Annotated in this window: 24 protein-coding genes and 7 pseudogenes; 14 read left to right on the top strand and 17 right to left on the bottom strand. The window is 72.3% G+C overall.

Annotated features, from left to right (window positions below):
- Nucleotides 1-2 precede the first annotated feature (2 nt).
- The 4 genes and pseudogenes from G5V59_RS04665 to pafA form a co-directional block, all read right to left on the bottom strand.
- Nucleotides 3-701: pseudogene (locus tag G5V59_RS04665) on the bottom strand (FKBP-type peptidyl-prolyl cis-trans isomerase); the annotation flags it as partial.
- A 72-nt stretch (nucleotides 702-773) separates the two neighbouring features.
- Nucleotides 774-1,295, bottom strand: coding sequence for a hypothetical protein (locus tag G5V59_RS04660; protein WP_278255744.1), 522 nt, complete (start codon nucleotides 1,293-1,295; stop codon nucleotides 774-776).
- Nucleotides 1,252-1,467 carry a hypothetical protein gene (locus G5V59_RS04655; protein WP_278255743.1) on the bottom strand — a complete coding sequence of 72 codons (216 nt, stop codon included), beginning with the start codon at nucleotides 1,465-1,467 and terminating at the stop codon, nucleotides 1,252-1,254. Before G5V59_RS04655 ends, G5V59_RS04660 begins: the two co-directional genes overlap by 44 nt.
- A 66-nt stretch (nucleotides 1,468-1,533) precedes the next feature.
- Nucleotides 1,534-2,897, bottom strand: a pseudogene (gene pafA, locus G5V59_RS04645) (Pup--protein ligase).
- A 44-nt stretch (nucleotides 2,898-2,941) separates the two neighbouring features.
- Here pafA and G5V59_RS04640 point away from each other — a divergent pair.
- The 6 genes and pseudogenes from G5V59_RS04640 to G5V59_RS04620 all read left to right on the top strand — a co-directional run bounded on the left by G5V59_RS04640 (nucleotide 2,942) and on the right by G5V59_RS04620 (nucleotide 4,361).
- Complete coding sequence (locus tag G5V59_RS04640) at nucleotides 2,942-3,196, top strand: FAD-dependent oxidoreductase (RefSeq protein ID WP_278255742.1); 255 nt, start codon at nucleotides 2,942-2,944, stop codon at nucleotides 3,194-3,196.
- 5 nt (nucleotides 3,197-3,201) lie between these two features.
- Nucleotides 3,202-3,405, top strand: coding sequence for a hypothetical protein (locus tag G5V59_RS04635; protein ID WP_278255741.1), 204 nt, complete (start codon nucleotides 3,202-3,204; stop codon nucleotides 3,403-3,405).
- Nucleotides 3,389-3,511, top strand: a complete 123-nt coding sequence (locus G5V59_RS04630) for a hypothetical protein (protein WP_278255740.1) — start codon at nucleotides 3,389-3,391, stop codon at nucleotides 3,509-3,511. The genes G5V59_RS04635 and G5V59_RS04630 overlap by 17 nt, the downstream gene beginning before the upstream one ends.
- Nucleotides 3,454-3,663: pseudogene (locus G5V59_RS35715) on the top strand (hypothetical protein); the annotation flags it as partial. The gene G5V59_RS04630 and the pseudogene G5V59_RS35715, both read left to right, overlap by 58 nt.
- Before the next feature lie 148 nt (nucleotides 3,664-3,811).
- Nucleotides 3,812-4,003 (top strand): annotated as a pseudogene (locus G5V59_RS04625) (hypothetical protein); the annotation flags it as partial.
- Between the two features lie 178 nt (nucleotides 4,004-4,181).
- Entirely contained in the window at nucleotides 4,182-4,361 is a 180-nt protein-coding gene (locus tag G5V59_RS04620; protein ID WP_278259636.1) for a Rieske 2Fe-2S domain-containing protein, read from the top strand.
- Between the two features lie 16 nt (nucleotides 4,362-4,377).
- Here the strand turns inward: G5V59_RS04620 and G5V59_RS04615 are convergent, their stop codons facing one another.
- From G5V59_RS04615 to G5V59_RS04600, 4 genes and pseudogenes are all read right to left on the bottom strand, one after another.
- A complete protein-coding gene (locus G5V59_RS04615) occupies nucleotides 4,378-4,641 on the bottom strand; it encodes a hypothetical protein (protein WP_278255739.1) in 264 nt (87 codons plus the stop codon).
- A 109-nt stretch (nucleotides 4,642-4,750) separates the two neighbouring features.
- Nucleotides 4,751-5,095, bottom strand: a pseudogene (locus tag G5V59_RS04610) (SDR family NAD(P)-dependent oxidoreductase); the annotation flags it as partial.
- A gap of 174 nt (nucleotides 5,096-5,269) precedes the next feature.
- The gene (locus G5V59_RS04605; protein WP_278255738.1) at nucleotides 5,270-5,854 is read right to left on the bottom strand and encodes an SDR family oxidoreductase; all 585 of its coding nucleotides are present in this window, start codon (nucleotides 5,852-5,854) and stop codon (nucleotides 5,270-5,272) included.
- Between the two features lie 103 nt (nucleotides 5,855-5,957).
- Nucleotides 5,958-6,044 (bottom strand): annotated as a pseudogene (locus G5V59_RS04600) (short-chain dehydrogenase); the annotation flags it as partial.
- A gap of 41 nt (nucleotides 6,045-6,085) precedes the next feature.
- On the opposite strand from G5V59_RS04600, the gene G5V59_RS04595 reads away from it, so the two are divergent.
- The 5 genes from G5V59_RS04595 to G5V59_RS04575 are packed head-to-tail and all read left to right on the top strand — an operon-like array spanning nucleotide 6,086 to nucleotide 9,561.
- Nucleotides 6,086-6,784 (top strand): enoyl-CoA hydratase family protein, encoded by a 699-nt coding sequence (locus G5V59_RS04595; protein WP_278255737.1) that lies wholly within the window; start codon nucleotides 6,086-6,088, stop codon nucleotides 6,782-6,784.
- A gap of 5 nt (nucleotides 6,785-6,789) precedes the next feature.
- Nucleotides 6,790-7,740: a CoA-transferase gene (locus G5V59_RS04590; protein WP_278255736.1), complete on the top strand. Its 951-nt coding sequence runs from the start codon at nucleotides 6,790-6,792 to the stop codon at nucleotides 7,738-7,740.
- Nucleotides 7,737-8,642 carry a CoA-transferase gene (locus G5V59_RS04585; protein WP_278255735.1) on the top strand — a complete coding sequence of 302 codons (906 nt, stop codon included), beginning with the start codon at nucleotides 7,737-7,739 and terminating at the stop codon, nucleotides 8,640-8,642. Before G5V59_RS04590 ends, G5V59_RS04585 begins: the two co-directional genes overlap by 4 nt.
- Entirely contained in the window at nucleotides 8,561-8,812 is a 252-nt protein-coding gene (locus tag G5V59_RS04580) for a nitronate monooxygenase (protein WP_278255734.1), read from the top strand. Before G5V59_RS04585 ends, G5V59_RS04580 begins: the two co-directional genes overlap by 82 nt.
- A 5-nt stretch (nucleotides 8,813-8,817) precedes the next feature.
- Nucleotides 8,818-9,561, top strand: a complete 744-nt coding sequence (locus tag G5V59_RS04575; RefSeq protein ID WP_278255733.1) for a nitronate monooxygenase — start codon at nucleotides 8,818-8,820, stop codon at nucleotides 9,559-9,561.
- Here the strand turns inward: G5V59_RS04575 and G5V59_RS04570 are convergent.
- Nucleotides 9,549-9,890 (bottom strand): hypothetical protein, encoded by a 342-nt coding sequence (locus G5V59_RS04570; protein ID WP_278255732.1) that lies wholly within the window; start codon nucleotides 9,888-9,890, stop codon nucleotides 9,549-9,551. The genes G5V59_RS04575 and G5V59_RS04570 overlap by 13 nt on opposite strands.
- Nucleotides 9,891-9,982: 92 nt before the next feature.
- On the opposite strand from G5V59_RS04570, the gene G5V59_RS04565 reads away from it, so the two are divergent.
- Nucleotides 9,983-10,231, top strand: coding sequence for a hypothetical protein (locus tag G5V59_RS04565; protein ID WP_278255731.1), 249 nt, complete (start codon nucleotides 9,983-9,985; stop codon nucleotides 10,229-10,231).
- Nucleotides 10,232-10,344: 113 nt separating this feature from the next.
- On the opposite strand, the gene G5V59_RS04560 is transcribed toward G5V59_RS04565, so the two are convergent.
- Nucleotides 10,345-11,238: a GNAT family N-acetyltransferase gene (locus tag G5V59_RS04560; RefSeq protein WP_278255730.1), complete on the bottom strand. Its 894-nt coding sequence runs from the start codon at nucleotides 11,236-11,238 to the stop codon at nucleotides 10,345-10,347.
- A gap of 41 nt (nucleotides 11,239-11,279) precedes the next feature.
- On the opposite strand from G5V59_RS04560, the gene G5V59_RS04555 reads away from it, so the two are divergent.
- Nucleotides 11,280-11,627, top strand: coding sequence for a hypothetical protein (locus G5V59_RS04555; RefSeq protein ID WP_278255729.1), 348 nt, complete (start codon nucleotides 11,280-11,282; stop codon nucleotides 11,625-11,627).
- Nucleotides 11,628-11,631: 4 nt separating this feature from the next.
- Here the strand turns inward: G5V59_RS04555 and G5V59_RS04550 are convergent, their stop codons facing one another.
- Nucleotides 11,632-11,757, bottom strand: coding sequence for a hypothetical protein (locus tag G5V59_RS04550; protein ID WP_278255728.1), 126 nt, complete (start codon nucleotides 11,755-11,757; stop codon nucleotides 11,632-11,634).
- On the bottom strand, nucleotides 11,754-12,320 hold the full coding sequence (locus G5V59_RS04545; RefSeq protein WP_278255727.1) for a hypothetical protein: 567 nt from the start codon (nucleotides 12,318-12,320) through the stop codon (nucleotides 11,754-11,756). Before G5V59_RS04545 ends, G5V59_RS04550 begins: the two co-directional genes overlap by 4 nt.
- A gap of 204 nt (nucleotides 12,321-12,524) precedes the next feature.
- On the opposite strand from G5V59_RS04545, the gene G5V59_RS04540 reads away from it, so the two are divergent.
- On the top strand, nucleotides 12,525-13,151 hold the full coding sequence (locus tag G5V59_RS04540) for a hypothetical protein (protein ID WP_278260272.1): 627 nt from the start codon (nucleotides 12,525-12,527) through the stop codon (nucleotides 13,149-13,151).
- Between the two features lie 5 nt (nucleotides 13,152-13,156).
- On the opposite strand, the gene G5V59_RS04535 is transcribed toward G5V59_RS04540, so the two are convergent.
- From G5V59_RS04535 to G5V59_RS04505, 5 genes and pseudogenes are all read right to left on the bottom strand, one after another.
- Nucleotides 13,157-13,327, bottom strand: a complete 171-nt coding sequence (locus G5V59_RS04535; RefSeq protein WP_278260271.1) for a hypothetical protein — start codon at nucleotides 13,325-13,327, stop codon at nucleotides 13,157-13,159.
- Nucleotides 13,328-13,441: 114 nt separating this feature from the next.
- Nucleotides 13,442-14,608 (bottom strand): annotated as a pseudogene (locus G5V59_RS04520) (acetyl-CoA C-acetyltransferase).
- Nucleotides 14,601-14,885 carry a hypothetical protein gene (locus G5V59_RS04515; protein ID WP_278259634.1) on the bottom strand — a complete coding sequence of 95 codons (285 nt, stop codon included), beginning with the start codon at nucleotides 14,883-14,885 and terminating at the stop codon, nucleotides 14,601-14,603. The pseudogene G5V59_RS04520 and the gene G5V59_RS04515 overlap by 8 nt, the downstream one beginning before the upstream one ends.
- Nucleotides 14,886-15,185: 300 nt before the next feature.
- Nucleotides 15,186-15,263, bottom strand: coding sequence for a hypothetical protein (locus tag G5V59_RS04510; RefSeq protein WP_278259633.1), 78 nt, complete (start codon nucleotides 15,261-15,263; stop codon nucleotides 15,186-15,188).
- Nucleotides 15,260-15,679: an SDR family NAD(P)-dependent oxidoreductase gene (locus G5V59_RS04505; protein WP_278259632.1), complete on the bottom strand. Its 420-nt coding sequence runs from the start codon at nucleotides 15,677-15,679 to the stop codon at nucleotides 15,260-15,262. Before G5V59_RS04505 ends, G5V59_RS04510 begins: the two co-directional genes overlap by 4 nt.
- Between the last annotated feature and the right edge of the window lie 307 nt (nucleotides 15,680-15,986).

The raw sequence follows: 15,986 nt of genomic DNA, 5'->3' as shown, positions 1-15,986 counted from the left end.
CGTCAGAGGTCGCCTGCGCCATCGTCGCGTGCTGCCACACCCGAGACGCCAGGCCGACGACCGCGGCCTCCTCCGCCGTCAGGCTCGACGTCGGGCAGGGCGAACGCCTCCGGCGGGATCCGGTAGCCGACCTCGTCCTCGAAGAGCGGGTCGATCGTCGCCACGTCGACGGGCACGCCGAGGCTGCGCAGACTCGTCCTTGTCGCGCTCGAACATCTTCTCGAAGGCGTCGGGACGCGAGTCGGGGTAGAGCAGGCTCCCGGATCCGCTCCTTCGCGATCGGGCGCCGCTGGACGAGCAGCATGATGAGCAGGTTGAGCAGCCGCTCGCTCTTGGGTGCGGGCATGGGGGGATTCTGCCCTGTCGAGCGCTACTGCGAGGGCGTCGCCGACGGCGAGGCCGGCGCGCTCGAGGAGGCACCTGTGGACGGCGAGGGGGTTCCGGTCGGCTCGGGCTTGGGCTCGGGCTTCGCGGTGTCGAGGATGTCGACGACGAAGTAGAGCGTGGAGACTCGCCGGGATGTCGGTGCCCTGCGGCTTGTTGCCGTAGCCCAGGCTCGGCGGGATCTCCAGGATCACCCGGCTGCCGACGGTCTGGCCGACGAGGGCCTGCGACCAGCCCTTGACGACCGAGGCCTGCGGGCCGCCGAGCACGGCGGTGAAGCCGCCCTTGCTGAAGCTCTCGTCGAACGGCTTCTTGCCCTTCGCGAGCCTGACCGAGGTAGTTGACGATCGTCTCCTGGCCGGTCCCGACGACCGGGCCGGTGCCCTTGGTCAGCACCGCGACCCGGAGCCTGGCCGTTGGCGGCCGGGACGCCGGCGAAGTCGAGACCGGTGGGGATGCCGTCCTTCTCGACGACCTTCGGCGCCCACGCGGGGGCCGGCTGCGCCTTGCCCTCGGGCTGGGCGAGGCCGACGATGTCGGCGACGTAGAGCATGCCGTCCTGGTTGCCGATGTCGAGGTCGGCCAGCAGGGTCGCGGCCTGGCTGCCGAAGTACTGGCCGAACGCCTTGTCGCTCCCGACGGCCACCGCGATCCGGCTGCCGATGGTCTGGCCGGCCTTGACCTGGCCGTCGAGGCCGAGCGCGAGCACGTCGGACAGGCTGGTCGGGTCGCCGGGCTTCGCCCCGATGCGGACCACCCGGCTGAGCTTGGTGTCCTGGTAGCTCGTCGTAGGTCACCTTGTGCGTCCAGCCGTCGGCGAGGGTGAACTCGACCTTGACGACGTCGCCGTCCTTGAGGGCAGCGCCGTCACCCTTCGTCAGCACCTTGGAGGTCGCCTTCTCGGCGGTCATGGTGCCCTTCCAGTCCAGGCTTCGGCGCCTCGCCGACCTTGCCGGAGACGGACACGGCGTCGAGGCCCTTGAGCTCGGAGTCGTCGCTGCCACCGCACGCGGCCAGCGCCAGGGAGGCGGGCAGCAGGGCGGTCAGGAACAGGGTCGCGGGACGTCGCAGGCGCAGCAGCACGCGCAAACCTTACCCATGGCACCCGAAAACCGGCGGCACCGGGCGCGCGGTGCGATCACTTGTCGATCACATGCCGTCGATGAGGCGCTGCACCCGCTCGTCGTACGCCCGGAAGGGGTCCTTGCAGAGCACCGTGCGCTGGGCCTGGTCGTTGAGCCTTGAGGTGCACCCAGTCGACGGTGAAGTCGCGCCGGCGCTCCTGCGCCTTGCGGATGAACTCCCCCCGCAGCCGGGCGCGGGTGTTCTGCGGCGGCACCGACTTCGCCTCGAAGATCGTGAGGTCCTTGGTCACCCGGGCGACCGCGCCGCGCTTCTCCAGCAGGTAGTAGAGGCCGCGGCCGCGGTGGATGTCGTGGTAGGCGAGGTCGAGCCTGCGCGATCCGCGGGTGGCTCATCGGCAGCCCGTGCTTGGCGCGGTAGCGGTCGATCGACTTCCACTTGATCACCCAGTCGATCTCCCGGTCGACCAGGCCGAGGTCGTCGGACTCCACGGCCTTGAGGGTCCGCTCCCACAGGTCGAGGGTGCGCTCGATCACCGGCGTGCTGATGCCGCGGCGGTCCACGAAGTCGCGTGCCTTGGTGAGGTACTCGGCCTGGATGTCCAGCGCGCTGGCCTCGCGACCGTTGGCGAGGCGGACCTTGCGGCGCCCGGTGACGTCGTGGGAGATCTCCCGGATCGCCCGGATGGGGTTCTCCATCGTGAGGTCGCGCATCACCACGCCCTCCTCGATCATCCGCAGCACCAGGTCGCAGGAGGCGACCTTGAGCATCGTGGTCGTCTCGCTCATGTTGGAGTCGCCCACGATGACGTGCAGGCGGCGGTACTTCTCCGCGTCGGCGTGCGGCTCGTCGCGGGTGTTGATGATCGGGCGGCTGCGGGTGGTGGCGCTGGAGACGCCCTCCCAGATGTGCTCGGCGCGCTGGCTGACGGCGTACGACGTGCCGCGCGGGGTCTGGGTGACCTTCCCCGCGCCGACGATCACCTGGCGGGTCACCAGGAACGGGATGAGCACGTCGGCGAGCCGCGAGAACTCGCCCGCGCGGCCCACCAGGTAGTTCTCGTGACAGCCGTAGGAGTTGCCGGCCGAGTCCGTGTTGTTCTTGAAGAGGTAGATCTCACCGGCGATGCCCTCGTCGTGCAGGCGCTGCTCGGCGTCCAGCAGCAGTCCCTCCAGGACCCGCTCCCCCGCCTTGTCGTGGGCGACGAGTCCGGCGACGTCGTCGCACTCCGGCGTGGCGTACTCCGGGTGGCTGCCCACGTCGAGGTAGAGGCGGGCGCCGTTGCGCAGGAAGACGTTGCTCGAGCGACCCCAGCTGACGACCTTGCGGAAGAGGTAGCGGGCGACCTCGTCGGGGCTGAGCCGGCGCTGTCCGCGGAACGTGCACGTGACGCCGTACTCGTTCTCGATGCCGAAGATGCGGCGGTCCATGTACGCACACTACTGTCCCGGGCCGCATCGGGTAGCGAACCGGCATGGACACTCCGATCCCCGCCTCCAGCACCCCCGTCTGGTTCGACCGGCCACGCCCGGAGCAGCGTCCCGCGGCGACCGGCCGGGCGTCGTACGACGTCGTGGTGGTGGGCGCCGGCATCGCCGGCCTGCTCACCGGTCTCCTGCTCGCGCGCGGCGGACGATCGGTGGCCGTGCTCGAGGCGCGACGCGTCGGCGACGGCACCACCGGTCACACCACCGGCAAGGTGAGCCTCCTGCAGGGCACGAAGGCCTGAGCCGGGTGGTCCGCACCAACCCGCTCGGCGTCGCCCGGCAGTACGTCGAGGCGAGCCGGGAGGGCCAGGCCTGGCTGCGCCGCTACTGCGAGGAGCACGACGTCGACCACCGCGCCGGGCACGCGACGACCTACGCCACGACCCGGCTCGGCGAGCCTGCGGGCGCGCGCCGAAGCTCGCCGCCGCGCGCTCGTGCGGGCTTGCCGTGAGCCTGGACGCGCGAGACCGAGCCTGCCCTACGACGTGCACGGGGCCGTGTGCCTGGAGGACCAGGCTCCAGGCTGCACGCCCTCGACCTGCTCGCCTCGCTCGTGACCAGCCTGGAGGCGGAGGGCGGCACGCTCTTCGAGTCCTCCCGTGTGATCGGCGTGGACCGGTCGGGCGAGCGGGTGACGGTGCGCACCGCGCAGGCTGAGATCGACACCGACCGGGTGGTGCTGGCCAGCGGACAGCCGATCCTCGACCGCGGTGCCTTCTTCGCCCGGCTCAAGCCGCAGCGCTCCTACGCCGCCGCGCTGTCGTCGTCCTGGGTGCCGGAGGGGATGCACCTGTCCGCGGACCAGCAGGCCCGCTCGCTGCGCTCGGTCACCGTGGCCGGCGGCGAGGAGCCTGCTGATGATCGGCGGCTCCGGGCACGTGACCGGCCGCAGCGACCCGCCGCGCCGGCTCTCGTCGCTGCTGTCCTGGGCGGCCGAGACCTTCCCCGGCAGCGAGGTCCGCCACGTGTGGTCGGCGCAGGACCAGTCGCCCGTTAGCGGGCTGCCGTACGTCGGACCGTTGCTGCCCGGCGACCACCGGATCCAGGTCGCGACCGGCTTCGACAAGTGGGGCCTCACCGCCGCACCCGCCGCCGCACTGGCGCTCGCCGCGGACCTGCTCGGCGGCACGGTGCCGTCCTGGGCGCGGGCGCTGCGCAGCCTGGACCCCGCGGGAGGCGCTCGCCGCCGGCCGCGCCGCGCTCTTCAACGGCGAGGTCGGCGTGCAGATGGCCTGCGGGCACGCCGCCCGCCCGTTCCGTGGAGACGACGCGCCGCTGTGCACCCACCTGGGCGGGGTGCTGTCGTGGAACGCGACCGAGGACTCCTGGGACTGCCCGCTGCACGGCTCCCGGTTCGGCGCCGACGGAGCGGTGCTGGAGGGTCCGGCCACCCGGCCGCTGAAGTGAGCGGCCGGGCCGCGGTTCAGGCGCCGTAGACGGGCTCGGGAGCGGGAGCCTCCGCGACCAGGTCCCGCAGGGCGGGACCGACCGCGGCAGCATCCCAGCGGGCACCGGCGTCGCGGGACGGGCCGTGGGCCCAGCCGGTCTCCAAGGTGATCACGGAGCCGTCCACCTCGATCACGCGGCCGGTGACGTCGCCGGACTCCTCCGAGGCGAGCCACGCGACGAGCGGTGAGTTGTCCTCGGGCAGGGCCATGGCGGAGGTGTCGAAGGCACCCTCGGTCATCCGGGTCTTCGCGACCGGGGCGATCGCGTTGACCGTGACCCCGACCCGACCCAGGCTCGGCCGCTGCGACGAGGGTCATCGTGGCGATCCCGCCCTTGGCGGCGGAGTAGACGACCTGGCCGATCGAGCCCTGGAGCCCGGCTCCGGAGGTGGTGTTGACGACGCGCGCGGCGCGCTGGCGGCCCGCCTTCGACTCCGCCCGCCAGTACGACGCGGCGTGCCGCAGCGGCGCGAAGTGGCCCTTGAGGTGCACCCGCACCACCGCGTCGAACTCGTCCTCGGTGGCGTTGACGAGCATCCGGTCGCGGACGAAGCCGGCGTTGTTGACCAGGATGTCCAGGCCGCCGAAGGTGTCGATCGCCTGCTGCACCATCGCCGCGGCCTGCTCGAAGTCGGCGACGTCGGCACCGTTCACGACGGCCTCCCCGCCCATCGCCTCGATCTCGGCGACCACCTCGTGCGCGGGGCTCTGCTGGTCGGAGGGGGCGGTCTTCTCACCGTGGTTCGACACGCCGTAGTCGTTGACGACGACCTTCGCACCGTGCCGGGCCAGGCTCGAGGGCGTGGGCCCGGCCGATCCCACGGCCGGCTCCGGTGACGATCGCGATGCGACCCTCCAACAACCTGCTCACTGCTGCTCCTTCTGGGCTTCTCGGGCGAGATAGAGGAAGACCGGCTGCTCGCCGCCGCCGTGGCAGGCGACCCGCGCCCCCGAGACGTACGACGCCAGGTCGCTGGCCAGGAACGCGACGACCTGACCGATCTCGGCGACCTCGGCCATCCGGCCGGCCGGGATGGTGGACTCGATGGCGGCGACGGTCGCGTCGCCGCCGTAGTGGTCGGCGGTGTCGGGCGTGCGCACCAGCCCGACGTCGACGGCGTTGACCCGCACCTTCGGGCCCCACTCCTGGGCCAGCGAGGTGGTGAGGGAGTCGACCCCGGCCTTCGCGGCGCCGTACGCCGCCGTGCCGGGTGAGGGGCGCACGGCCGAGACCGAGGAGATGTTGACGATCGCGCCGCCGCCCGGCTGCGTCTGCATCACGGCGTTCGCGGCCTGAGCGACCAGCAGCGAGGACATCAGGTTGAGCCCGACGACCTTGTCGTGGAAGCGCGGGGAGGCGTCCGCGGCGAGCGCGTAGGGCGCTCCCCCGGCGTTGTTGACGACGACGTCCAACCGGCCGTGCTCGGCCACGATCCCGGCGACCAGGCTCACCCACCGACGTCTCGTCGCGCACGTCGCACCGCCGGTGTGTGGCACCGGCCGGCGGGTCGGCCTCGGAGCGGCCGCAGGTGACGACGCTCGCGCCGGCGGCGAGCAGCACCTCGGTGATGCCGCGGCCGATGCCGCGTGCCCCGCCGGTCACCAGCGCGACACGCCCGCCCAGGTCCAGTGCGAGTGCCATGACGAACACCCTACCAAGCATTTGCTTGGTAGGGTGCAGCCATGACAGTCACCAGCGAGCGGCGCGAGGACGGGATCCGTCTCGTCACGATGAGCGCTCCCCCGGTCAACGCCCTCACCGTGCAGGGCTGGTACGACGTGGCCGGCGCCCTCGACGAGGCGAGCGCGGACCCGGCGACCAAGGTCGTGGTCCTGCGCGCGGAGGGCAAGGGCTTCAACGCCGGCGTCGACATCAAGGAGATGCAGGGCACGACCGGCTTCGACGCGCTGCTCGGCGCCAACAAGGGCTGCTACGCCGCGTTCAAGGCGGTCTACGAGTGCAGCGTCCCGGTGATCGCGGCCGTCAACGGCTTCTGCGTCGGCGGCGGCGTCGGGCTGGTCGGCAACGCGGACTGCGTCGTGGCGAGCGAGGACGCCTACTTCGGCGTGCCCGAGGTCAACCAGGGTGCCCTCGGCGCCGCCACCCACATGGCCCGCCTCGTGCCGCAGCACATGATGCGCACCCTCTACTTCACCGCCCGCACCATCCCCGCCCACGACCTGGTGCAGTTCGGCTCCGTCCTGGAGGTCGTCCCCCGCGAGGAGCCTCGACGAGGCCGCCCTGCGGGTCGCCCGCGACATCGCCGCCAAGGACACCCGCGTGATCCGCGCCGCCAAGGAGGCGCTCAACGGGATCGACCCGGTCAACGTCAACAAGTCCTACCGGTGGGAGCAGGGCTTCACCTTCGAGACTCAACCTGATGGGCGTGTCCGACGAGGCTCCGCGACGAGTTCGCGGGCACCGACAAGGGAGCGAAGAAGTGAGCCGCAAGCCCCGCGACAAGCAGATGACGATCGAGGAGGTCGTCGCCTCCCTCGAGGACGGCATGACCATCGGCATCGGTGGCTGGGGGCCGCGCCGCAAGCCGATGGCGCTGGTCCGCGCGATCCTCCGCTCGGACCTGAAGGACCTGACGATCGTGGTCTGGGGCGGCGCCGACGTCGGCCTGCTCGCCCGCGCGGGCAAGATCCGCAAAGCTCGTCTACGCCTTCGTCTCCCTCGACTCCGTCCCGCTGGAGCCCAGGCTTCCAGAAGGCCCGCCAGGAGGGCACCATCCCCGAGGTCGTCGAGCCTGGACGAGGGCATGTTCCAGACTGGTCTCAAGGCCGCCGCCGAGCGCCTGCCCTTCCTGCCGATGCGTGCCGGCCTCGGCTCGGACGTCCTCGTCAACAACCCGGACATCACGACCGTCACCAGCCCCTACGACGAGGGCCACGGCCACGAGGAGTCGGTCGCCGTCCCGGCGCTCCGGCTCGATGTCGCCCTGGTGCACCTCAACCGCGCGGACGTGCACGGCAACGCGACGTACCTGGGGCCGGACCCGTACTTCGACGACCTGTTCGCGATGGCCGCCGACCGCACGTACCTCGCGGTCGAGCAGGTCGTCGACACCGCCGGCCTCACCGTCGACACCCCCGTCCAGCGGGTGCTGCTCAACCGGATGATGGTCACCGGTGTGGTCGAGACGCCGAACGGCGCGCACTTCACGACCTGCACGCCGGACTACGAGCGCGACGAGCGCTTCCAGAAGGCATACGCCGCCGCGGCCGCCGGTTCCGAGGAGGACTGGGCGGCCTTCGAGGAGCGTTTCCTGTCCGGGGACGAAGAGGCCTACCAGGCCGCCGTCCAGGCCTTCACCGAGGAGAACGCACGATGAGTGAGTGCACGCGCGCGGACGTCTGCGCCGCCGCCATCGCCGACGCCTTCAAGGACGACGGCGAGATCTTCGGCAGCCCGATGGGCCTGCTGCCGATGCTCGGGGTCCGGCTGGCCAGGCTGACCAGCAACCCGGACCTCGTCCTCTCCGACGGCGAGTCGCTCTTCCTCGGCGGGGTGCCGCCGCTGCTCGCCAAGGGCGACGTGGTCGAGGGGTGGATCCCGTTCCGCCGGGTCTTCGACGTGGTCGCCTACGGCAAGCGGCACGTGATGATGGGCGCCACCCAGGTCGATCGCCACGGCAACCAGAACATCTCCGCCATCGGGCCCTTCGACCGGCCGAAGCGTCAGCTGCTCGGCTCCCGCGGTGCGCCCGGGAACACGGTGAACAACCGGACGTCGTACTGGGTCCCGAAGCACTCGCCCCGGGTCTTCGTCGAGCAGGTCGACATCGTCTCCGGAGTCGGGCCGAAGCGGGCCAAGGAGGCCGGGCCGGCCGCCGCCCGCTTCAACGACATCCACCGGATCGTCAGCAACCTCGGGGTGTTCGACGTCAAGGGTCCCGACGACACGGTGCGCCTGCTCTCGGTGCACCCGGGGGTCGGCGTGGACGAGGTGGTCGCGGCCACCGGGTTCGCGCTGGACGTGCCGGACGACGTCGCGACCACCCGCGAGCCGACGGCCGAGGAGCCTGGTCGTCATCCGCGAGGTGCTCGACCCCCGGGGCCTGCGGTTCAAGGAGGTGCCGGATGCCTGAGCAGCGGATCCGCACCCCGTTCACCGACCTGGTCGGCGTCCCGCACCCCGTCGTGCAGACCGGGATGGGCTGGGTCTCCGGCCCGCGCCTGGTCTCCGGCACCGCGAACGCCGGCGGGCTGGGCATCCTGGCCTCGGCCACGATGACCTTCGCCGAGCCTGGAGCAGGCGATCGTCGAGGTCAAGGGACGCACCGACCGGCCGTTCGGCGTGAACCTGCGCGCCGACGCCGGCGACGCGGCCGACCGCTGCCGGCTGCTCATCGACCACGGCGTGAAGGTGGCCTCCTTCGCGCTCGCGCCCAAGCCCGAGCCTGATCGCGATGCTCAAGGAGCACGACGTCGTGGTGATGCCGTCGATCGGCGCCGCCAAGCACGCGAAGAAGGTTGCGGCCTGGGGTGCCGACGCGGTGATGGTCCAGGGCGGCGAGGGCGGCGGGCACACCGGCCCGATCCCGACCACGCTGCTGCTGCCGACCGTGCTCGACGCCGTCGACATCCCGGTCATCGCCGCCGGGGGCTTCTACGACGGCCGCGGGCTCGCCGCCGCCCTGTCCTACGGAGCCGCCGGGGTCGGCATGGGCACGCGCTTCCTGCTCACCCAGGACTCCGCCGTGCCCGACGCCGTCAAGAGGCTCTACCTCGAGCGCGGCCTCACCGACACGGTCGTCACCGCGAAGGTCGACGGGATGCCGCACCGGATGCTGCGCACCGAGCTCGTCGAGTCGCTGGAGGAGACCTCCGCCGTACGCCGGCTGGGACCGACCGCCCGTCGCACCCTGGAGTTCAAGAGGTCCTCGGGCATGTCGTGGAGCCAGCTTGCTCAAGGACGGCCGCGCCATGAAGAAGGCGCAGGGCCGCACTCTCGGCCAGATGGCGCTCGCCGCGAACACCCCGACGATGCTGCGCGCGGGGCTCGTGGAGGGCGACACCTCCGCCGGCGTGCTCGCCAGCGGGCAGGTGGTCGGCGTGATCGACGACCTGCCGACCTGCGCGGAGCCTGGTGGAGCGGATCGTCGTCCAGGCGGCCGACGAGCCTGCGCCGGGCCGCGTCCTACGTGCGCTGAGACCCGCGCTGCTCGCGGCGCTCCTGCAGGCGGTGCTCGGCCGCGGACAGGAACTCCAGGCAGGGCGCGTCGCTGCCGGGGTGGCGCTCCCTGAGGTGGAAGATCCAGCGGTCCATGGCGGCCATGAACCCGTTGTCCTCCCCCGGCCGGTACGCCGACCAGGGCCGCTCGCCCTTGCCGGTGCACTCCACACAGGCTGATCTTGTAGACGAACTGCTCCTGCGCGCCGACCTCGATGCGCACCCGCGCCAGCGGCCCGGCCTGCCCGGCGGCCTTGCGCTCGCGCGCGGAACGGCTCGCCACCATGTCAGCCTCCTGGGCTCGTCCATCTCGTCGGAGCGGGAAGCCTACCGACCGGGGGGCCGACCTGCCGGAGCGTCGTGTCGGACCCGTCGCCTAGGGTCGCTCCCGTGAAGAGCCGATGAGCAAGATGGACGCCGTCCGCGCGATGCGCGAAGCCCGCTACGCCGAGGCGCAGGCCCGGGCCGCGAGTCCGGCGAAGAAGGCCGCGCCGGCCAAGGCGACGCCGACCAGGGCGAGCGCCGCGAAGGCGACAGCCCCGGAGGAGGACGCCCCGCAGGCCGACGGGCTGTGCGGTCACCGCAACATGAGCGGCCGCACCTGCACCCGGGAGCAGGGCCACCCCCAGAAGAGCCACCGCTACGCCTGAGTGCCCGCGATGCGTCGCTGGTAGGCCCACTCCCGGCCCTGGATCCGGTACGCCAGCAGGCTCGTTGACGCCGATCATGTGGTCGTTGGACTCGGCGTTCCAGGTGTTGACGGTCAGCACCTGCGGCTCGGCCTCACGCAGCCAGAACAGCAGACTCGGCCTTGAGCAGCAGCCCCAGCCGGTGGCCCCGGTGCGCCCGGGTCACCGACGTGTCGTGCTGGTCGGCCCAGGTGGGCTCCTCGGTGTCGACGACCACCACGGTCTGGCCGGCGAGCTCGCCGGTCGGGACGTGCCGGGCCACCACCCGGTACATCCGCTCCCCCTTGCCGGCGGAGGCCTCCTCGTAGGCCCGCATGCGCTCGCCCGTGAACACCTCGTCCTCGTAGTCGAGGTCGTCCAGGGGCGCGTCGTTGATGGCGGAGGCCATCGCCGCGAGGTCGTCCAGGCGGTCCTCGGGGGTCGGCGTTTCCCAGCGCTCGAGGACGTAGTCGGGCGCGGCGGCCGACGCCGCGTCGTACTGCTCGGCGAGGGCGGGCCAGTCCACGTCGGCGAGCGTCTGCCGGCGGTTGATGGAGGCGAGCTTTGCGCTCGAAGCCGTGGTGCGTGGCGAAGGCGTGCAGCGCCTCGCTCTCCCACGTCTCGCCGACGACGCTCGTCCGTCCCCGGCGCCGGGCCTCCTCGAGGAGCGCGGTGAGCAGGGCGGTGCCGTGCCCCCGGCGCCGGTACGACGGGTGCACCGCGACCATCACGAAGGCCAGGTCGAGGTTGTCGTACTCGCTGGTGCTCACCGTGCCGTAGGCGACGGGCACCCCGTCGGCCGTGGCGAGGTAGGGGTCCTCCGGCTCGCCGTCCCAGCCGAACCGGAGTCGGCCGGCGAGCCGGGCCGGCGTGGTGGGCCGCTCCCACGGCGCGTCGACCGCGTTCACCTCGTTGCGCAGGGTGGCGAAGGCAGCGAGACTCGGCAGCGTCGTCGGGGCCGAACGGGATGATCTCCATGCGGCCAGCATGCGGTGCCGGACCGCCCGTCGCCACTGGATATCCTGGCCGGGTGGCTGATCAGCCGAACCCCCGCCGGCGGCACCTCATGGACCCGAGTGCCCCACGCAAGGCACCCGACCCCGAGGACGTCGAGCGTCTGCAGCGCACCCAGCGCCGCGTCGTCGCCGCGCTGATCGTGACGACGGTGCTGCACCTGGCCGTGGGCTTCGTGATCGCGGCCGACCACGTCGATCCCGACCGCACCGATGCCCGGGTGGGTCTCAGCATCATCGCGACGGCGTTCATGGTCGGCGGCATCGCGGCGACCCTGCTGGTCCTGCACCGCTCCTGGAGGTCGCCGTGGCTGCTGCTCGGCCTCCTGCCCGGCATCGCCGGCATCTGGTGGACCGTGCTCTGAGGCCTCAGTCGTCGATCTCCACGGGATAGAGGTCGTCGAGCCCGTCGGCCACGCTGAACCCCCAGCCCGGTGGCAGGGCGAGCCGCGGCTGGATCGCCGGATGGGCCCGGCTCGCCTCCTGCACCATCACCACGTCGAAGCCGACGGTGGCGGCGACCTCCTCGAAGTCGGCACTGTCGGCGAAGAACACCCAACCGGTGTCGCGGCGCTGCGGTGTCGGGGGAAGCGGGCGGCGTGCAGGACCGCCACGTCCGGGGTGACGTTGCGCGCGAGCAGCGCAGCACCGAAGGGCCAGGGCGGCTCCGCGCGGACACCGGCGCGCTCGCACACGGCCTGCTGGTCGCCACGGATCCGCGGCGGCGCCGCCGGGGCGACGGGGGTGTCCTGGGCCGCGGGCCGTTCGTCCTCCTCGGCCATCCGGGCCACGAACGCCAGGTGCTCGGCGAGGTGCGGGCGCGGCGGGTCGGTGGCGATCAGGTGCGACAGCGGGATCCGCAGCCGGTCGAAGAGCGTCAGGCTGGTGTGCGTGGCGTACGGCTGGTTGTCGAGCAGGCACTCGACCACGTCGCCCTCGACGGAGGTGACGACCGCCCACATCCGCTCGACGTGGGGCACCAGGACCGGGCGCCCGTGCACGTCGTACGGCGGCCGGTCGTCGCGCGCCAGGTCGGCGATCGTGGCGAGCCGGAACATCGCGCGGACCACGCTGCCGGGAACGAGCCCCGCCAGGGCGTCGGCACCGGGCAGGCTCGAAGGTGTCCGGGTTCTCCGCGGCCACCGGACGGGGGTCCACCAGGCTCCCAGCCGCCGCGTGCCAACAGGGCCTGCATCCCGGGATCCATGACCTCATCGAACCAGACCACTCAGGTCGGTGTCCCGGCTGCCGAGAAGAGGACCATGACGGTGTCGCGTCCGCTCCCGGCTCCTGCTGAGGTGCACCCTGCCCTCCTGCAGTCGGTGGCGCTGACCCTCCGCCCGACCTCCGGGGAGCCGGTGGCGGTGGAGACCCGCGTCCTGGACCTGGAGCCGTACGGCGACGGCGGCACCGCGCTCGTCGTGGCCTGCCCCGAGGGCATGGACCCCGACGAGCACCACTTCGACGCGAGCGTCACCTGGACCTACCCGCTGGGCCGGATGGAGTGCGCCGTCAGCACCCGCCCGGCGATCCGCAGGCTACGGCAGGGTGTGGCTGCTGCGGCCCTCGTCCGCGCCGACCCGGCTGCAGCAGCGGGCGTTCTTCCGTGCCCGGGTAGCGGTTCCGATCTCGCTGACCTGGCCGGCGACGCCGGACGACGACGGCATCCTGCCGGAGAACCTGCTCGGCGTCGCGGTCGACCTCAGCGAGGGCGGCGTGCTGCTGGCCACCCAGGGCCAGGTGCCGCCGGCCGGCCAGGAGGTCGAGGCGACGATCCGCATCGACAGCGAGAACCTCGCCCAACCGGCCCGCGTCGTGCGCCACGTCCGGTTCGCGGGCGGCGGCGTCGGCATCGCGATCGCGTTCCTCGACCCGAGCGTGCACGGTGACCGGATCAGGCGGCTCGTCTTCGAGTCGGAGCGGCGCCGGCACCGTCCGCGCTGAGGCCGCCGTGCCGCGCCCCGGCGGCGATGCGTCGTACGCCGTGCTCGTGGGCGGGCCCGCGCGACCAGAGCGTCGCGATCGAGCGCCCCGCGAGGTAGCCCAGCGCGTAGGTGCCGAGCACGACCAGTGGCGAGCTGCTCGGCGTGGCGGTTGTTCATGGCCTCCCCCTTCCCCCGAGATCCTTCCCATCGGCAGCACGCGGCCGCGGACGAGGACTCCGGCCCCCGGGGGAAGGTCAGCCCAGTCGCTCGATGATCGTGACGTTGGCCTGTCCGCCGCCCTCGCACATCGTCTGCAGGCCGTAGCGGCCCCCGGTGCGCTCCAGGCTCGTCGAGCAGCGTGGTCATCAGCCGGGTGCCGGTCGCGCCGATCGGGTGGCCGAGCGCGATGCCGCCGCCGTTGACGTTGACCTTCTCGTGCGGCGCGCCGGTCTCCTTCATCCACGCCAGCGCGACCGAGGCGAATGCCTCGTTGCACTCGAACAGGTCGATGTCGTCGATGGCGATGCCCGAGCGCTCCACGGCGTGCTTGGTCGCGCCGATCGGCCCGGTGAGCATCCAGACGGGGTCGTCCCCACGCACCGACAGGTGCACGATCCGGGCCCGGGGGTGAGCCCGTGGTCCTTCACGGCCTGCTCGGAGGCAACCAGCACGGCCGAGGAGCCGTCGCAGATCTGGGACGCGACGGCCGCGGTGATCCGGCCGCCGGGGGCCAGCGGCTCGAGACCGGCCATCTTCTCCAGCGAGGTCTCCCGCGGGCACTGGTCGGTGTCGAAGACGGTCCCGTCCTCCAGCGTCAGCGGCGCGATCTGCCCGGCGAAGCGGCCCTCGGCGATCGCGGTGCGCGCCCGCTCGTGGGAGGCCAGTGCGAAGGCCTCCATCTCCTCCCGGCTGATGTCCCACCGCTCCGCGATCATCTCGGCCGAGCGGAACTGCGAGACCTCCTGGTCGCCGTACCGCTTCTGCCAGCCGGGCGACTCCGCGAAGGGCGTGGAGAAGCCGTACTGCTGGCCGACCAGCATCGCCGCGGAGATCGGGATGGCGCTCATGTTCTGCACACCGCCCGCCACGACGAGGTCCTGCGTGCCGGACAGCACACCCTGCGCCGCGAAGTGGACCGCCTGCTGCGAGGAGCCGCACTGGCGGTCGATGGTCACGCCGGGGACGTGGTCGGGCAGCCCGGCCACGAGCCAGGCCGTACGAGCCACGTCGCCGGCCTGCGAGCCGATCGTGTCGCAGCAGCCGAGGATGACGTCGTCCACCGCGCCCGGGTCGGCCCCGGTGCGCTCGAAGAGCGCGGCGATCGAGTGCGCCGCGAGGTCCGCGGAGTGCACGCCGGCGAGCGCACCGCCGCGCTTGCCGACGGCGGTGCGGACGGCGTCGACGAGGTAAGCCTCAGGCATTGCTGATCCCATCTAGGAGAATCCGGACGTACTGGTCGGCGACGTCGGTGTGGCTCAGCCCGCCGCCGGGGCGGTACCACCGCACGGCGACCCACACCGTGTCGCGGATGAAGCGGTAGGTCAGCGTGACGTCGAGGTCGGCGCGGAGCACACCGGTGCGCACGCCCTCCTCGATCAGGGTCACCCAGACCTGCCGGGACTGGGCGTTGCGGTCGGCGAGGTAGCCGAAGCGCTCGAAGGTCCCGAGGTGGTCGGCGTCGTTCTGGAAGATCGCCACCTCGTGCGGGTGCCGGTCGATCGCCTCGAAGGACACCCGGACGGCCGCCTCCAGGCTTCGTGCGCGCGTCGTCGCCGCTGGCGAGGATCGCGTCGTACTTGCCGAAGAGCTCGTCCTGGAAGGGGATCAGGATCTCGTCCACCATCGACTCCTTGGAGTCGAAGTGGTGGTAGAGGCTGCCGGAGAGGATGCCCGCGGCGTCGGCGATGTCGCGCACCGTCGTGTTGCGGAAGCCCTTCTCGGCGAACAGCGTGGCCGCGATCGCGAGCAGACTGCTCGCGGCGACTGGGCGTGCCGCCCTCAGGCGTGCTGGCTGCTGACACTGATCACCTCACCGGTCAGGTACGACGAGTAGTCGCTCGCGAGGAACACCATCACGTTGGCAACCTCCCACGGCGCGGCGGCGCGGCCAAATGCCTCGCGCTGCTTGAGACCCGGCGAGCAGACTCGGCCGAGGTGACCTTCTCCAGGAAGGGGTGCATCGCCAGGCTCGGGGAGACCGCGTTGACCCGGATCCCGTACGGCGCAAGGTCGAGCGCCGCGCAGCGGGTGAGCGCCATGACCCCGGCCTTCGCGGCGGCGTAGTGGGCCTGGCCCTCCTGTGCGCGCCAGCCGATCACGGAGGCGTTGTTGACGATCACGCCCCTCTTGCCGGCCGCCACGAAGCGCTGCCCGGCGGCGCGGGTGGCGCGCATGGTGCCGTTGAGAGTGATGTCGATGACCCGGTTCCAGGTCTCGTCGGTGACCTCGAGGATCGAGTCGGTGCCACCGAGGCCGGCGTTGTTGACGAGCACGTCCACCCCGCCGAGGCTCGTCGGCGGCGTCGAGCAGCGCTTGGACGTCGGCCTCCCGGGTGACGTCGCAGACGAGCCTGGCGGACCCGCTCGGCGCCGAACTCCCCCGCCAGCGCCTCCTCGGCCTCGGCCAGGCGCCGGGCGTGGGTGTCGCTGAAGACGACCGCCCTGGCGCCCTCCTCCAGCGCGCGTCGTACGACGGCCGCGCCGATGCCGGCTCCGGCGGCCGCCGTCACCACGACGACCTTCCCGGCCAGGAGGTCGTGGCCGGGGACGTAGTCGGGCGTGGGCTGCTCGGGACGCAGAG

The organism is Nocardioides convexus, assembly GCF_011090295.1.
Note: the sequence above shows the minus strand (reverse complement) of the source record. Positions and strands in the feature narration are given on the sequence as shown.

Coding starts and splice junctions, on each gene's coding strand:
- G5V59_RS04660 (WP_278255744.1), bottom strand. CDS start 1,295: ATGACCGCCGAGAAGGCGACCTCCAAGGTGCTGACGAAGGGTGACGGC.
- G5V59_RS04640 (WP_278255742.1), top strand. CDS start 2,942: ATGGACACTCCGATCCCCGCCTCCAGCACCCCCGTCTGGTTCGACCGG.
- G5V59_RS04620 (WP_278259636.1), top strand. CDS start 4,182: ATGGCCTGCGGGCACGCCGCCCGCCCGTTCCGTGGAGACGACGCGCCG.
- G5V59_RS04615 (WP_278255739.1), bottom strand. CDS start 4,641: ATGACCGAGGGTGCCTTCGACACCTCCGCCATGGCCCTGCCCGAGGAC.
- G5V59_RS04595 (WP_278255737.1), top strand. CDS start 6,086: ATGACAGTCACCAGCGAGCGGCGCGAGGACGGGATCCGTCTCGTCACG.
- G5V59_RS04585 (WP_278255735.1), top strand. CDS start 7,737: ATGAGTGAGTGCACGCGCGCGGACGTCTGCGCCGCCGCCATCGCCGAC.
- G5V59_RS04580 (WP_278255734.1), top strand. CDS start 8,561: ATGGGCTGGGTCTCCGGCCCGCGCCTGGTCTCCGGCACCGCGAACGCC.
- G5V59_RS04575 (WP_278255733.1), top strand. CDS start 8,818: ATGCTCAAGGAGCACGACGTCGTGGTGATGCCGTCGATCGGCGCCGCC.
- G5V59_RS04570 (WP_278255732.1), bottom strand. CDS start 9,890: ATGGACGAGCCCAGGAGGCTGACATGGTGGCGAGCCGTTCCGCGCGCG.
- G5V59_RS04565 (WP_278255731.1), top strand. CDS start 9,983: ATGAGCAAGATGGACGCCGTCCGCGCGATGCGCGAAGCCCGCTACGCC.
- G5V59_RS04560 (WP_278255730.1), bottom strand. CDS start 11,238: ATGCTGGCCGCATGGAGATCATCCCGTTCGGCCCCGACGACGCTGCCG.
- G5V59_RS04545 (WP_278255727.1), bottom strand. CDS start 12,320: ATGTTCCGGCTCGCCACGATCGCCGACCTGGCGCGCGACGACCGGCCG.
- G5V59_RS04540 (WP_278260272.1), top strand. CDS start 12,525: ATGACGGTGTCGCGTCCGCTCCCGGCTCCTGCTGAGGTGCACCCTGCC.